The following is a 14,011-nucleotide window of genomic DNA, read 5'->3' as shown; positions in this document are numbered from 1 at the left end:
TGAGCTCCTTGGAAGGTCAGGACGCGGCCGCGAAGGGATGCGGAATCGCGTTGAGCAGCTGAACTGTGTACTCGTCGGTCGGGTTCTGCAGAACGTCCTTGGTGACGCCGGATTCCACGACCCGCCCCTTGTTGAGGACCAGGATCTGGTCGGTGACGACGCGGGCGCTGAGCAGGTCATGGGTGATGTAGAGCAGGCTGAGCCCGCGGGACTCGCGCAGCTCGGCGAGCAGTCGGAGCACGCCGGCCCGCAGGGACACGTCGAGCATCGAGACCGGCTCGTCGGCCACGATCAGACCGGGATTGGATGCCAGCGCGCGGGCGATCACGACACGCTGGCGCTGGCCGCCGGACAGCTGGTGCGGCAGCTTCGGCGCGAACTGCGTCGCCGGCGCCAGCCCGACCTGCTCGAGCAACTCCTGGACGCGTTTGTCCGCCTCGTGCGCGGACAGGCCCAGCAGGTTCCGGCAGGGCCGCTGCAGGGTGTAGGCGACGGTGTGCAGGGGATTAAGCGCTCCGTACGGATCCTGGAACACCATCTGCACATCCTGGTGATAGCGCCGCAGGCCGCCCGAGCGCAGGCTGTGCACGGCGATCTCGCCGTAGTTGATCGACCCCGATGTCGGCCGTTGGGCGCCGGTGATCATCGTGGCGATGGTCGACTTTCCGCTACCGCTGGCGCCGACCAGGGCCACCGCGGCGCCCGGCTCGATGGTGAACGAGACATCGTCGACGGCGACGAATTCCGTCCGGCGCTCGCGGCGATCGCGGCTTCGGACCTTGAACTTCTTGGTGACATGTTCGAGGACGCACGGCTGCACGCTGCCGGCAGAGTCAGACGCCACTGGGGACCTCCTTGGATTCGGCTTCCTGCCGGGCCCGGACGTGGCAGGCGACCAGCCCGCGGCGGTACGGGGTCAGGGGCGGCTCGTGGTGCCGGTTGAACTCCTCGACCTCCGTGCACCGGGGCGCGAATGCACAGCCCGGCTGGTCGAGCGACAGGTCCGGCGGCGCTCCCGGGATCCCGCCGAGGTTCACCTCGTCGGCACGGGGATCGGCGTAGCAGTTCAACAGCGCTTCGGTGTACGGATGGTGCCGGCCGGTCAGCATGTCCGACGACGGCTGGTCCTCGACGATCCGTCCGGCGTACATGACGAGCAGACGATCCGTCGCCTCCAGCACGATGCCGAGGTCGTGGCTGATGAGCAGTGCGGTGAAGCCACTGGTCCGCTGCAGTTCCTGGATCGTCTCCATCACGGCGTGCTGCACCATCACGTCCAGGGCAGTGGTCGGTTCGTCGAACACGATCAGTCGAGGGTCCAGCGACAGCGCCAGCGAGATGGCAACGCGCTGCCGCATGCCGCCGGAGAGCTCGTGGGGATAGCGCTTCAGCACGTCGCCGTCGAGCTTCACCTTTTCGAGGAGTTCCGCCCCGCGCTCGCGGACGGCCCCCTTGTTCCAGTCCTCGCCCTCGCGGCCGTGGGCCCGGAGGATGTCGCCGAAGTGCGACTCGATGGTGCGCACCGGGTTCAACGCGTTCATTCCGCTCTGCAGGACGAGCGCGAAGCCGTTGCGGCGCTGGCGGCGCAGCGCCTCCCCATCGAGGTCGGCGATGTCGGTGCCGGCAAATTCGATGCGCCCCCCGCTCAGGCGGGCGGGTGGTCGCAACATCCGGGTGAGCGCGAAGCCGAGCGTCGACTTCCCGCACCCGGATTCGCCGACCAGTCCGACGAACTCGCCCTCGCCGAGATCCAGATCAATGTCGCGGACGGACCAGATGCGGCTTCCGCGGGCCGGCTCGTAAACGACGTTAACGCCGCGGGCAGACAGAAGAGGAGCCATTTACTTCTCCCGCAGTCGTGGGTTGGACAGCGCGTCCACCCCGAAGTTGATCAGCGTGAAAGACAGGGCAAGGAGCGCGATCGCGAAACCGGGCGCGAAGATCATCAGCCACTGGCCGGTGAGCAGGGCGTTCTGCTGCTGAGCCTGGTAGAGGATCGTGCCCCAACTGATCGTTGCCGGATTGCCGAGGCCGAGGAATTCGAGACTGGCCTCGGCCATGACGGCGGCGGTGGCGGAAGCGAAGAAGCTGGCCGCCACCAGCGACGTCATGTTGGGCAGGATCTCGCGGAACACCACGCGGCCGAGACGCTCGCCGGAGAACTGCGCCGACGTCACGAACTCGCGGGTCCGCAGCGTCACCGCCTGGCTCCGGATCACTCGCGACCCGGTCGCCCAAGCCGTGAGCGTGACCACCAGGATGATCGTCCAGACCGAACGCGACGGTATGTACGCGGCGAGGATGATCATGAGCGGGATGCCGGGCAACACCAGTGCCAGGTTGGTGATGAAGCTCAGAACGTTGTCGACGACACCGGGCCGGTAGCCGGCGATCAGCCCGAGGATCACGGCGATGACGGTGGCCCCCAGGCCGGCCGCCAACCCGACGAGCAGTGATACGCGCGCGCCGTACAACACCTGCGAGAACACGTCCTGCCCGTTTCCGGTCGTGCCGAACAGGTGGGCGCCGCTCGGTCCCTCGTACGGCGTGAAGCTCGTCGCCGTGGGCGATTGCGGCGCCAGCAGGGGAGCGAGCAGTGCGATCAGGACGAACAAGGCGACGATGACGAGGCCGATGCGGGCCTTGCCGTTGCTCCACAGCGTTCCGACCGCTCGGGTGATGAACAGGACCGGCCCCGGCCACGCGTGCCGTACCGGCTTCACCGGTTCGGGGGTGCCACCGCCCTCGACCGGTTGGGGGACGGTCTGCAACATGCTGGTCGTCATGGATTTACCTCCGAACCCGGGGGTCGAGCCGCGCGTAGAGCAGGTCAACCACGAAGATCGCGCTGAGCATGCTGACGGTGAGAACGAGGAAGAGGGCCTGCATCAGCGGGTAGTCGTGATTGGTCACCGCTTCGAACAGCAGGTGTCCGACGCCCGGATAGCTGAACACGCCCTCGACGAGGACCGATCCGCCGAGCACCGCTCCGAGCGACAGGCCGAACGCAGTGACGTTCGGCAGCAGCGCGTTGCGGGCCGCGTAGCGCAGCGCGATCGTCCGTTGCTGCAGCCCGTTCGCCTCGGCGAAGGTCACGTAGTCCTCGCCGAGCGTGTTGATCATGTTGTTGCGCATGCCGAACACCCAGCCGGAAAGCGACGTGATGGCCAGGGTCAGGCCGGGCAGCACGCTGTGCTGCACGGCGTTGCTGAGGAAGGACGGGCTCAAGCTCGGCGTGAGCCCTGGACTGTAGCCGCCCTTGATGGCGAACCAGTTGAGCTTGAACGCGAACACGTAGAGCAGCAGCAGTCCCAACCAGAACGGTGGGAAGGCGGCGAAGAGGGTGGCGCCGAGGGTGACGGTGGTGTCGGCCCTCTTCCCGCGCCGCCACCCCGCGTACACGCCGAGCAGGGTGCCGACGATGAACGCGAGGATGGTCGTCACGCCGACGAGGACGAGTGTCCAGGGCAGCGCCCGCCCGATCGAGCCCGCCACCGACCGGGTGGGATCGGTGAACGACTGGCCGAATCGCAGTTGGACGATGTTGACCAGGTAGTGCCAGTACTGGCTGATCAGGCTGCCGTGCGGCGAGCCGAGTTGGGCCTCGATCGCCGCCCGTTGGGCGTTGGTGACCTGCTGGCCGCTGGACGCGAGCTTCGCCAGCGCCGCGTCCAGCGGTGAGCCCGGCATCAGCCGGGGCAGGATGAAATTGAGGGTGATCGCCGCCCACAGGGTGAGCAGGAACAGGGCGATCTTCGTGAGGATGTAGCGCATGGCCGAACCTCCGTCACGCCTTCTTGAGATGAGTGACGATCACGAGCATCGCGTTGTTGTAGGTGGTCGGCAGCATGTACGGGTCCTGTTCGGACGGCCAACCCGTGAAGTGCTTGGTGCTGAAGAGACCCCAACTGCCGCCGTAGTAGAGCAGGACGACCGGCTGCTGCTGGTACATGAACTGCTCGAGCTTGTGGGTGGCCTGCGTCTGCGCACCCGCATCGGTCGCCACCGCGAGTTGTGCCAGATCCTGGTCGACCGTCGGATCCTTGAACCGCTCGAAGTTGTTCACCGTCGGGGTGTTGATCGGCGTCGCGTACTTGCTGTTCAGCGCGTTGTTGAAGTCGGTGTAGGGGTTGCCGGAGCCACCGAAGCCGCCCATCGCGGCGTCGAACGTGCCGGCGCTGATCTGCTTCTGGTACTGCGCGAACTGCGGCTCATCGAGGGTCACCGCCACCCCGGCCTGGCCCAGCTCCGACTTCATCTCCGTGGCCGCGGCCACCCAGTCGGTGAAGTTGTTCGGCAGGACGATCTTGATGGAGGCCTGCTTGCCGCCCTTAGCGAGCTTTCCACCCTGCTTGGTGTAGCCGGCCTTCTGGAACGCTGCCGTGGCCGTGGAGGTGTTCTGGCTGATGACGCCCTTGTTCGCGAGGCTCGGGTCGAGGAAGCGCTCGAGGTTGGGCAGGATCATGCCGGAGGAACTGGCCGCGCCGGTGTAGCCGTTCACAGCCTTCTGCGCGATGGTGTCGCGGTTGAGCGAATAGGAGATGCCGGCCCGGAAGTTGGGGTCGTTGTACGGCGCCTTGGTGAGGTTGAGGAACAGGCCGATCGTGCCGCCCGGGGGGAACCAGTACTTGTTGTGGGCGGCGTCGCGCGAGACGTAGGTCTTCTTGACGTTCGGCAGGAAGTTGTAGGACCAGTCGAGCTTGCCGCTGGTGACGTCGAGCTGGTTGGTCGCCTGGTTGCTCGACTGCGCCGGGACGCGGATCTGTGCCGGCGCGACCTTGCCGGCCTGCCAGTAGCTCGCGTTCTTCTTCAGCACGTACTCGGTCGGGGCGAACTTCTGCAGGGTGAACGGTCCGGTCCCGACCGGCTTGGTGTTGGTGTACTTGGCCGCATCGCCGACCGAGCTCCACAGGTGTTGCGGCACGATCGGGACCTGCGCGATGGTGCCGGCGAAGGGAACGTTGGGCGCCTTCAGCTTGACGGTCACCGTGTCGGTCGAGCTGGTGATGCTCGCCATCTGCGACCACACACCCGTCGTGTCCAGGGCCGCGGTCTTCTTCAGCAGGTTGAACGTGAACACGACATCTGCGGCCGAGAACGGCTTGCCGTCACTCCATTTCACGCCCGACCGCAGCGAGAAGACCAGGGTCGTCGGATCCGGAGTCGAGTACTTGGTGGCCAGGAACGGGGTGTACTTGCCGTCGACCGAGCTCGGTATTCCCATCGGCTCGTAGATCAGGCGGGTGCCTTCCAACTGCGTGGTCGAGAACGGGTTGAAGTTCTCGGTCAACGTCGGGTCACCGGCGTCACCCTGAATCGTCAGGACGCCGGAACCCCCTTTGCTGGCGGTGTTGTCGTTCGCGCCGGAACACGCGGACAGGCCGAGGGCGGCGCACGCAAGTGCGGCCAGAACTGCGGGCCCGGCGAGGGACGGACGGATCATCGGGAACCTTCCTTCTGCGTGGTGTCGCCGCTGACTGCGCGGATACGGACACGGACGACGCCCGGCATGGGCAGGGTGATGCGGTAATGAGGGGCGCCGGGTTCGGTGGAAACCGGCTCGAGGTCTTCTTCGTGCAGACGGTCGCGTTCGCGCAGCGACCGCCACTGCTGCTCGTCGGGCCACTCGAGGCTGGGGTCGACGCCGTCGAGGATGTTCGAGTGGTGCGCGTCGATGCGAGCCAGTCGGACCGCCGTCGCGTCGCCCACACCCTCGACGGTGAGGTCGACCGCGCGTTCGAGGCGGGGGGCGCCGTCCAGCAGCTCGGCGTTCACCGTGCCGTTCCAGACAAGGACGTCGACGGTGCCGTCGTCGTGCTTGGTCGCCCAGGCCCGCACCAGCACATCGGCGCCGTCACCGGCCAGCTGCGTCGCGAGCACGGAGTCGCCTTGGTGCGCGGCCAGGTGCACCGCCCAGTAGCGGGGCTTGCGCAGATTGCCCACAGTGAACAGCCCGAAGCCGTTGTGGAAGAGGGTCGGCGGTCGGCCGAGTTCTTCGAAGTGGTCGCTGATCACCCAGTAGGCGAGCGCCTCCATGCGGCCCTGCACGTCGTGGAAGCCGGACAGGGCGAACGGGGCGCCGATGACCCCGTCGTGGATCGGCCCGTAGTGGACCGAGCCCACACCCCACTCCGTCCACCACGTGGGGATCGCCTCGAACCCGTGCCGGCGCAGTGACCCCCGCGTGTCAAGCGGGACGTTGCCGTACGTGTGGCTGGTGACGAAGTCGAGCGGGACCTCTTCCTGCTCGGCGTGCGCGGTGAGCGTTTCGATCCACTCGGCGGCGGCGGTGGACGGACCGCCGACCCGCAATGCCGTATCGACCGCCTTCACCGCCGCTGCCGATTCGTCGTAGAGGCGCAGGTAGTCGTCGCGGGAGCCGGTCCAGAACCCCTCGAGGTTGGGTTCGTTCCATACCTCGAACGGCCACTGTCGGACCTCGTCGAGGCCGTAGCGCGCGACCAGATGTTGCACCAGAGCCTGCACGACCTGGCGCCATTCCGACCAGTCGCGTGGCGGGGAGATGATGCCGCGATAGGCGAACACGGTCTCGTCGGGGTCGCGGGCGATGGCGGCCGGCATGAATGACAGCTCGACGACCGGGCGCATGCCGATCTGCAGCAGTTGGTCGTACAGCCCGTCGACGATCCCGAAGTCGAAGCGCAACCGGCCGTCTTCGCCGCGCGTCACGACGCGGTTGTCGTCATGCAGGATCGCGTGGGCCCGCACGTAGCTCACGCCGAGGTCAGTGGCGGCGAGTTGCAGTGCTTCGGCGAACTCACGTCCGATGTCGTTGCCATGGCCGTCGTCGCCGAACCGCAACTGCGTCAGCCGCTCGGAACCGACCATGTGCCAGACGCGGTGCAGCCTGCCGAGTGACCGGCCGGCGTCGACCGTGACTTGCAGCGGCGCGGCGGTGCCGCCGACCGGCGTCGCGGCTACCCAGTCCGACCAGTTCCAAGCCGGATAGTCGGCACCGATCACGGCGCCTACCCGGTAGCGGTATTCCACCTCGGCCTGCACGCCGGTGTCGGCGAACGGGGCGTGGGGAACAGCGGGAACGTCGCTGCCTCCGTGCTGCAGCAGCGCGCTGTCGCCGTCCGGCCCGGCGCGTTCGATGAGATAGCCGGCCGCGCCCTCGACGGCCGCCCAGTCGAGCCGCACATGGCCGACCGCGCCCTCAGCCACGACGGTGGCCGGTGCCGGTAGGGCCGATGACGGATCAGCGGCGCTGGTGTCGGTCAGCCGACGGTAGATCCGTCGCTCCCAGTCCGCGCGCGCGGCGCGGGCGAGTTCGTGCTGATCGGTCGCGGTCATCCAGCGGTCCTTCCTGATCGTCCGGCAGCTCCGCGGCGTGCGGGTCGGCAGCCGCAACTGCGCCGGACCACGAGGTCGGTCGGCAGCACGGACTCGAGCCGGGGAGCGGTCGGATCGTCCAGGCGGGCGAGGACGGCCCGCACCGCTCGGGCGCCGAGGTCACGCATCGGCTGGGCGACGGTTGTGAGGTGCGGGCGCACGTGTCGCGCTGCGGCGAGGTCGTCGAAGCCGGTGACCGCTACATGGCGCGGGACGCGCAGCCGCAAGGACGTGAGGACGTCCAGCGTGCCGATCGCCATCTGGTCGTTTCCGCAGACGATCGCCTCGGGCGGACGTCGGTCGGCGAGGAGTTCGCGGGCGGCTCGGGCCCCGCCGGCTTCGGTGAAATGGCCGATCGCGTGCGGCAGCTTGGGCGCATCGAGCCCGGCGGCGCGCATCGCCTGCTGATACCCGGCGAAGCGCTGGCTCGAGTCGGGCGAGCGCGGAGGCCCGGCAATGAAGGTGATGTCCCGGTAGCCGTGGGCCTCGATGAGGTGGTCCACCAGCGCCCGCATGCCGCCGACGTTGTCGACGGTTACGGAGTCCACCTCGGCCAACCGTCCGGCGCGGTCGGAGAGCACCACCACCGGCAACCGGCGGCCGAGCGTGGCCAGGTCGGCCTGGGGCAGGCTGCGCGCGACCACCACCAGGCCGTCCACCTTGGAGGACACCGACAGCGCGAGATCGCGGCCGGACGAGCCCCGTGTCGCGGCGATGAGCACGGCGTCGCCGGCCGCCGTGGCGGCCTGCTCCGCTCCGCGAATCACCTGGTCGACGTAGAGGGGCGACTCGCTGTCGGGACCGCCCACTCCCAGGTCGGGGAACAGCAGTCCGACGATGCCGGCTCGGCGGCTCGCGAGCCCGCGGGCCGATCCGCTGGGAATCCAACCGAGCTCGGCGGCGACCTGCAGGACGCGGTCGCGGGTCTGGGCGGAGAATCCCGCGCCGTCCCGCATGACGCGTGACACCGTGGCGGTGGACACGCCGCTGCCTCGCGCCACCTCGTAGATCGTCGACCGCTTAGACAATTTCTTGGCCCGTCAGGTTGGGTAACCGCTTACGTACCCGAAACGCCTCCGAAACTCTCAAGCCGAAAAAGTCCGGCATTTCGCGTTTCCGGGCCGCGTTCGCGCTTCATCTTCATCGGTGAGGACGGCGACCTGTCGGCGTGGGCCGGCGGTCCGGTCGCCACGCACGTCGGCCACACCGACGGCGCCGTCTACAAGGGTCTGGCCCTGGCCCACAGCCCCGCCGGCCCGGTGCTGCTCGCCGCCAACTTCCACGACGCCCGAATCGACGTGTTCAACGGGTCCTTCGACCCGGTGCCCTCGGCGGGCATGTTCACCGACCCGACGCTGCCGGCCGGTTATGCACCGTTCAACGTGGCCGAGATCCGCGGCCAGGTCTTCGTCACCTACGCCAAGCAGGACGCTGATGCCCACAACGAACGTGGCCGGCCCGGCGCACGGATTCGTCGACGTGTACATGACCTCAGGCGCATGGGTTGGACGCTTCGCGACGCACGGCGTGCTGGACTCACCGTGGGGCATGACGATCGCGCCGGCGAACTTCGGTCAGTTCTCCGGTGACCTGCTGATCGGAAACTTCGGCGACGGCCGCATCCACGCCTTCGACCCGGCCACCGGCGAGGTGCTCGGGCTCTTGCGCGGCAACTCAGGGCGGCCACTACAGATCGACGGGCTCTGGGGCCTGATGGTCGGCGATGCGGTGTCGGGCGGTGCCGATGCCGTGTGGTTCAGCGCCGGGCCGGACCGCGAATCGCACGGTTTGGTCGGCGTCGTGCGAGCCGATTAGCCGAGAATTGGGGTTCCGGGTCATTCGCGTGTTATGACGGCGCTAAACAATGGCGACCATCACGCTTCACAAGGGCCACAGATGGGTATCCCCATTGCACGGTCGCCGACTGGCGATAAGGGCAGCGACACCTGTGTAGAAGGAGATCATCATGCGTCTCGGCGGAGCGCTTTTTCTGATTGCCCTCGGGGCGATCCTGAAGTGGGCGGTCACGGTGCACAACACGCACGGCTTCAACGTGAACACAGCAGGTGTCATCCTGATGATCGTCGGTGCCATCGGATTGGTGGCCGAGCTGATCTACATGTCCACGCGGCGTCGCACGGATGTCGTTCACCAGGGCGTCGGCGGCACGCGCACGACGACCTACGAGGTCCCGCCCGAGCCCCGCTACTGACAGTCCATCTGAACGAAGAACGCAGGACGCCGTCGGCCTCGGCCGGCGGCGTCTTGCGTGCGCGGCGAACGCCAACGAAGCAACGGCACTTGACGGCCAGCACAGGCCGGGCCGGTCCGATAGCTGATACGGGGGCCAGGGCGAGCCGGCTGCTCCTTCGGGTTGCGCGCCGGTCAGGCCCCGTCGGTCGACGGTCGCCGCAACGGCGGCGGGGGGCGACCTTCACTGACCGTCCGCGGGTCGCGCGCCCAGGCGAGCAGGTCCGCGACAGCGAGGTCGTGGGGGCCGTCGGAATAGCGGGCGATCCGGTCGGCGCCGCGGTCGAGCAAGGTCACCGCGCCGGTCGTGTTGCCGCGAAGCGCGTGGGTGAGGCCGACCGCGAGCTGAGCGAGACCCTGCCAGAGCTCTCGTTCGCCGACCGGCGCGGACTTCCAGGCCGCTTCGAGCACCTCGTGCGCCTGGAACGGGTAGCCGCTGTCGAGCAGCCGCTGTGCTTCGGCCAGCGTTTCGGCCGGGCTGAGCACGAGTCCGTCCGGCAGGCTCGGGATCCCGGCGGCACCCCTGGGCAGCGGTCGACCCAGCGCATCACGCGCGCGGGCGTTGCGTGGGCGCCCGAGCTCGTCTCGATCGCGGTCGACGGTCACGTGCTCCACTGTGCCGTACCTGATTGGGAACGCCGCATGTTCGGGAAACGTCCAGGCGTGTTCCCTTGCCGCCGGCCGCCCCCGGGATACGGTGGCGAGGTGCCCGCCCGGATGCGACCGCGGTTGATGCTCGTGCTGGCGTTACCGGCCGTCGCGCTCGCGGCAACCGGCTGCATGTCCAGTCCCAGTCGGGCCGAGGTGAGTGCTGCCGCCGCGTCATTCGTCCGGGCCATCGAAGCCGCGGACGGACCGGTTGCCTGCCGGTTGCTCACCAGTGATGCGAGACGCTCGGCGTCCGGCGCCACCGACACCCAGTGTTCCGACGCGATCCTATCGATCACCGAACAAGGGGAAGCAGTGCACGGCGTCCAGGTGTGGGGTGACGCGGCGCAGGTGAAGATCGCCCAGGACGTCATCTTCCTGCGCCGCATCTCCGGGTCGTGGCAGGTGAGCGCCGCCGGCTGCAAACGCCAGTCGCAGGGTCCGTACCAGTGCACGGTTGGGAGTTGACGCCATGCGCACCGTCTTCTGGGGAACGGCTTCCTTCGTCTTCGCCGGTCTTGTCTACGTGATCGTCATCGGGGTGCTGCACCGGTGAAGCGCTTCGGCCGGTTCTGCCGCGACAACGGGCTCACCCTGGCGTTCCTGCTCCTGTTGGTGGGCGCGGTCGTCGGGCAGTCGATCTCCGGCGTCAGCGAGTTCAACGCACAACAGCTGAGCAGCGGCGGCCAGCAGATCTCGTGGGCCGCCTACCTACTGTCCTCGTCGTTCGCAGTGGACATCGCCGAGAACTGGCAGTCGGAGTACCTGCAGTTCGCGCTCTACATCGTCGCGACGACGTGGTTGATCCAGCGCGGGTCGAGTGAGTCGAAGAAGCCGGGGGATGCGGGCACCGGGTCGGACGAGCAACAGAAGATCGGCCGCTATGCTGGCCCGGACTCGCCCCGCTGGGCGCAGGCAGGCGGGTGGCGAACCGCGCTCTACGGCCGCTCGCTGGCGGCAATCATGACGTTTTTCTTCCTCGGGTCGCTGCTCGCTCAGTCGATCGCGGGACGCGCGGCCTACAACCATGATCAACTGACGCAGAACGAGGACCCACTGACCTGGGCCGGTTACGTGACGTCGGCCGACTTCTGGAACCGCACCTTCCAGAACTGGCAATCGGAGTTCCTCGCGGTCGCGTCGATGGCGGCATTCGCGATCTACCTGCGGCAGCGCGGATCACCGGAGTCGAAACTCGTGGGCGCGCCGCACCACGCGACGGCGGAGGACAGTGGGGGCAACTGAGCGGCAGCCGCGCGCCGGGTTCATGAGGGGCACCCGCGTCGGCCGGATTGTTCGCCGGGTCGCGGTCACCCTCGCCGGCCTCGCGGTGATCGCCGTTGGGATCGTGCTGCTGCCCCTTCCCGGGCCCGGTTGGCTGGTGATCTTCGGCGGGTTGGGGATCCTCGGCACCGAGTACGAATGGGCTCGCCGCCTGCTGTCGGCGGTGCGTCGACAGGCCACCCGGTGGACCAGATGGATCTCGGCTCAGCCGGTTTGGGTGCGGGTGGTCGCAGGCCTGATCTCGCTTGCGCTGATAGCGGGTCTGGTGCTGATAACGCTGTTTCTGTCGATCTAGCGCTGCCTGTAGTCTTGGTTCGCCGCGCGAGGTCGCCCTTCGCGCCGGCCGTCCCGGGCGATTAGCTCAGCGGGAGAGCACTGCCTTCACACGGCAGGGGTCACTGGTTCGATCCCAGTATCGCCCACTCTTTCAGGCCCCGGATTTACGGGATTCCTTCCGGTTACCGAAGGCGCGTGCCAGATACGTGCCACTACCGAAGGGGAATCGGCATGACCGCAACAACCGACCGACGCACGCTGCCACCCGTCGAGTGCCAGCCGTGGTGCGTCTACCAGGATGGGCACGTAACGACCTCCACCGCTGCGACCAGAACTGCTACAGCGAGCAGTTGCGGGTCGAGTTGCTGCGACACGACCCGGTCCCGAGAGTTACTACGACGAATCCCGCGGCGAGTACGTCGCGGGCCCGGATTACATCAACGTCGACGTGCGGCAGAACGGCTACGAAACCGAAGCCTGCATCTCGATCGGGGCTGATCACAACGAGGGGCCGTCCCTGAGCCTCAGGTTCACGCCGCCGAGGCGCTCGAACTCAGCCACGCGCTGCAATTGCTCCTCGGCCAGGTGGGAGTGACTCCATGACCGCCGCGAACCCGGAGACCTCACAAGGCGAGCTGGCGACCGCGGACGACGTTGCCGACTACACGGGCCTCAACCTCGAGACCCTGGCGATTCTGCGGGCGCTCGGCATCGGTCCGCGCACGTGTCAGGTAGGCGGTAGCACGCTGTACTGGCTCGCCGACGTCGACCAGTGGCGTGCCGACCAGAACGTGAGGGACGAACTCAAGGCTGCGCTCGGTCGCGTCGTGGGACGCTTTGGCCGACGTTGCGGCCACGTTCCATGCGAGCTTCTGATGGTCTCGGCGGCGGTCTGTCACGGTCGGCGGCTTGACTTCGCGGGAAGGCCGCCGGCGGGGACCGAGCCGTGGGATTGGTACTGGGAGGCGTCACGTTCCGATCGTCCGCATAGACACCGGGTCGGTGTACCGCCACGGAGCCATCAGGTGGAAGGACGGCGAGCCCGTCGCGCTGGTGCTGCACGAGCGGCTAACGCGGGTTCAGGAGCGCAGAACCCTCGCCCACGACCTCCACCATCTCGCCGTCGGTGGGGTGTGCTCATCGCAATGCCCGCGGAATGAGGCGATCGTCCGAAGGGCGGCGGAAGGCTGGCTCGAGGCGTCGTAACGGGCGATGTTCCCCACTCGCTGCCCCGGCCGGATTCGTCTGGCCGGGGCAGCAGCGCGACGCTTAGGTGAAGGGGCCCTTCCTCGTCGGCCGGTCGCCGCGGTTTCCATCAGCGGCTGAAGCAGGCGCGTACCCGGGCGCCGCGCGGCCTTGGTACTAGCAGGCGAAATATTGGGATGGTGAGCCGATGGGTGAACCATCGCGGTACGCCTGGATGGGCCCGACTCCGCTGCTTTCCTCGACATAAGTGAGTACGTAGGTGCCCGTGCTGGGGTCCGGCTGATATACGTCGGGCGACTGGATGGGGTTGCCGATCGAGACGAACTGGTAGGTCGTGTTGGGAAGCAGGCCGGTGACGGTAATCGTGAAATTGCACTGCCCATAGTCCGCGGAGCTCAGCGTGTATTGCGGATTCTCCCCAGCCTTCGGCGTCAGAACGCCGCCGTGGGAGGCGTAGGAGACGCAGGCATCCTGGCTCGCGAACGCCTGGCCGGTGGACGTGGCGAGGTTCTGCCACCCGCCCTTGTAACAGGACTGCGCAGAGGGTGAGTTCCCCGGCCCGGGCGGGGTCGGTTTGGCCTGCGCGCTGATCGCAGTCATACCGAGGAGCAGCACGCCGAACACAGCCGCCGCCACAACTCGTAACGTCAATTGTCGAGATCCCATGAGCGCTCCCCGCGGTTCGATGGTGCCCCGACGTCCCGCGACGCCACCCGATCAGCCCATTGGACCACCGAACCGAACCGGGCGCTACCCGACTTAGGTCCTGCATCGGCGGCAATACGGCATATGCCGCGCGTGAGGCGCCGCACGGCTATTTCGGTCTATCGGCCGAGCCCATCGCTGCCCCGGTCGGATTGGTCTGGCCGGGGCCGCGGCTGCATTGCTCGCCTTCGTGGATGAGCCGCGTTGAGCGGCACACGGGCGTCACATGAACGGTGATGATCGTCTGCAGCAGGAGCCGCCCGCCAGTGGTGCGTCCACCTGGAAG

15 protein-coding genes, 1 tRNA gene and 1 pseudogene are annotated in these 14,011 nt (G+C 67.8%); 7 read left to right on the top strand and 10 right to left on the bottom strand.

The genetic code is table 11. From position 1 onward, the window contains the following. Positions 1 to 16: 16 nt before the first annotated feature. From ABR571_RS05305 to ABR571_RS05275, 7 genes are read right to left on the bottom strand one after another with little or no spacing between them, the layout of a single operon-like run. Complete coding sequence (locus tag ABR571_RS05305) at positions 17 to 844, bottom strand: ABC transporter ATP-binding protein (RefSeq protein WP_409452145.1); 828 nt, start codon at positions 842 to 844, stop codon at positions 17 to 19. Further along, positions 834 to 1,841, bottom strand: coding sequence for an ABC transporter ATP-binding protein (locus ABR571_RS05300; protein ID WP_409452144.1), 1,008 nt, complete (start codon positions 1,839 to 1,841; stop codon positions 834 to 836). Before ABR571_RS05300 ends, ABR571_RS05305 begins: the two co-directional genes overlap by 11 nt. Continuing rightward, positions 1,842 to 2,786: an ABC transporter permease gene (locus ABR571_RS05295; RefSeq protein WP_409452143.1), complete on the bottom strand. Its 945-nt coding sequence runs from the start codon at positions 2,784 to 2,786 to the stop codon at positions 1,842 to 1,844. A 4-nt stretch (positions 2,787 to 2,790) separates the two neighbouring features. Further along, on the bottom strand, positions 2,791 to 3,774 hold the full coding sequence (locus ABR571_RS05290; protein ID WP_409452142.1) for an ABC transporter permease: 984 nt from the start codon (positions 3,772 to 3,774) through the stop codon (positions 2,791 to 2,793). Between the two features lie 13 nt (positions 3,775 to 3,787). Continuing rightward, positions 3,788 to 5,443, bottom strand: a complete 1,656-nt coding sequence (locus tag ABR571_RS05285; protein WP_409452141.1) for an ABC transporter substrate-binding protein — start codon at positions 5,441 to 5,443, stop codon at positions 3,788 to 3,790. Beyond that, positions 5,440 to 7,317 carry a GH39 family glycosyl hydrolase gene (locus ABR571_RS05280; protein ID WP_409452140.1) on the bottom strand — a complete coding sequence of 626 codons (1,878 nt, stop codon included), beginning with the start codon at positions 7,315 to 7,317 and terminating at the stop codon, positions 5,440 to 5,442. Before ABR571_RS05280 ends, ABR571_RS05285 begins: the two co-directional genes overlap by 4 nt. Further along, positions 7,314 to 8,357 (bottom strand): LacI family DNA-binding transcriptional regulator, encoded by a 1,044-nt coding sequence (locus ABR571_RS05275; RefSeq protein ID WP_409452139.1) that lies wholly within the window; start codon positions 8,355 to 8,357, stop codon positions 7,314 to 7,316. Before ABR571_RS05275 ends, ABR571_RS05280 begins: the two co-directional genes overlap by 4 nt. A gap of 135 nt (positions 8,358 to 8,492) precedes the next feature. On the opposite strand from ABR571_RS05275, the pseudogene ABR571_RS05270 reads away from it, so the two are divergent. From ABR571_RS05270 to ABR571_RS05260, 3 genes and pseudogenes are all read left to right on the top strand, one after another. Next, a pseudogene (locus ABR571_RS05270) lies at positions 8,493 to 8,762 on the top strand (TIGR03118 family protein); the annotation flags it as partial. Positions 8,763 to 8,790: 28 nt separating this feature from the next. After that, positions 8,791 to 9,171 carry a TIGR03118 family protein gene (locus tag ABR571_RS05265; protein WP_409452138.1) on the top strand — a complete coding sequence of 127 codons (381 nt, stop codon included), beginning with the start codon at positions 8,791 to 8,793 and terminating at the stop codon, positions 9,169 to 9,171. A gap of 151 nt (positions 9,172 to 9,322) precedes the next feature. After that, on the top strand, positions 9,323 to 9,568 hold the full coding sequence (locus ABR571_RS05260) for a hypothetical protein (protein ID WP_409452137.1): 246 nt from the start codon (positions 9,323 to 9,325) through the stop codon (positions 9,566 to 9,568). Between the two features lie 173 nt (positions 9,569 to 9,741). Here ABR571_RS05260 and ABR571_RS05255 read toward each other — a convergent pair whose 3' ends face one another. Continuing rightward, positions 9,742 to 10,212 carry a DUF309 domain-containing protein gene (locus ABR571_RS05255; protein ID WP_409452136.1) on the bottom strand — a complete coding sequence of 157 codons (471 nt, stop codon included), beginning with the start codon at positions 10,210 to 10,212 and terminating at the stop codon, positions 9,742 to 9,744. 99 nt (positions 10,213 to 10,311) lie between these two features. Here ABR571_RS05255 and ABR571_RS05250 point away from each other — a divergent pair, with 99 nt between their 5' ends. From ABR571_RS05250 to ABR571_RS05235, 4 genes are all read left to right on the top strand, one after another. Then, complete coding sequence (locus tag ABR571_RS05250; protein WP_409452135.1) at positions 10,312 to 10,722, top strand: hypothetical protein; 411 nt, start codon at positions 10,312 to 10,314, stop codon at positions 10,720 to 10,722. An 84-nt stretch (positions 10,723 to 10,806) separates the two neighbouring features. Further along, positions 10,807 to 11,499: a DUF6766 family protein gene (locus ABR571_RS05245; protein WP_409452134.1), complete on the top strand. Its 693-nt coding sequence runs from the start codon at positions 10,807 to 10,809 to the stop codon at positions 11,497 to 11,499. A gap of 22 nt (positions 11,500 to 11,521) precedes the next feature. Further along, positions 11,522 to 11,833: a TIGR02611 family protein gene (locus tag ABR571_RS05240; RefSeq protein WP_409452133.1), complete on the top strand. Its 312-nt coding sequence runs from the start codon at positions 11,522 to 11,524 to the stop codon at positions 11,831 to 11,833. A gap of 55 nt (positions 11,834 to 11,888) precedes the next feature. Continuing rightward, positions 11,889 to 11,960: transfer RNA gene (locus ABR571_RS05235), tRNA-Val, on the top strand. A gap of 477 nt (positions 11,961 to 12,437) precedes the next feature. On the opposite strand, the gene ABR571_RS05230 is transcribed toward ABR571_RS05235, so the two are convergent. Beyond that, entirely contained in the window at positions 12,438 to 12,713 is a 276-nt protein-coding gene (locus ABR571_RS05230) for a hypothetical protein (protein WP_409452132.1), read from the bottom strand. Positions 12,714 to 13,176: 463 nt separating this feature from the next. Further along, entirely contained in the window at positions 13,177 to 13,671 is a 495-nt protein-coding gene (locus tag ABR571_RS05225) for a hypothetical protein (protein ID WP_409452131.1), read from the bottom strand. Positions 13,672 to 14,011 lie beyond the last annotated feature (340 nt).

The organism is Jatrophihabitans sp. (assembly GCF_046262535.1).
In the GTDB taxonomy this organism is placed as follows: Bacteria; Actinomycetota; Actinomycetes; order Mycobacteriales; family Jatrophihabitantaceae; genus Jatrophihabitans.
This window is presented reverse-complemented; position numbering and strand designations above follow the sequence as displayed.

Excerpts from the sequence above, each read along its gene's own strand:
- ABR571_RS05300 (WP_409452144.1), bottom strand. The coding sequence starts at position 1,841 with ATGGCTCCTCTTCTGTCTGCCCGCGGCGTTAACGTCGTTTACGAGCCG.
- ABR571_RS05295 (WP_409452143.1), bottom strand. The coding sequence starts at position 2,786 with ATGACGACCAGCATGTTGCAGACCGTCCCCCAACCGGTCGAGGGCGGT.
- ABR571_RS05290 (WP_409452142.1), bottom strand. The coding sequence starts at position 3,774 with ATGCGCTACATCCTCACGAAGATCGCCCTGTTCCTGCTCACCCTGTGG.
- ABR571_RS05285 (WP_409452141.1), bottom strand. The coding sequence starts at position 5,443 with ATGATCCGTCCGTCCCTCGCCGGGCCCGCAGTTCTGGCCGCACTTGCG.
- ABR571_RS05280 (WP_409452140.1), bottom strand. The coding sequence starts at position 7,317 with ATGACCGCGACCGATCAGCACGAACTCGCCCGCGCCGCGCGCGCGGAC.
- ABR571_RS05265 (WP_409452138.1), top strand. The coding sequence starts at position 8,791 with ATGCCCACAACGAACGTGGCCGGCCCGGCGCACGGATTCGTCGACGTG.
- ABR571_RS05260 (WP_409452137.1), top strand. The coding sequence starts at position 9,323 with ATGCGTCTCGGCGGAGCGCTTTTTCTGATTGCCCTCGGGGCGATCCTG.
- ABR571_RS05240 (WP_409452133.1), top strand. The coding sequence starts at position 11,522 with ATGAGGGGCACCCGCGTCGGCCGGATTGTTCGCCGGGTCGCGGTCACC.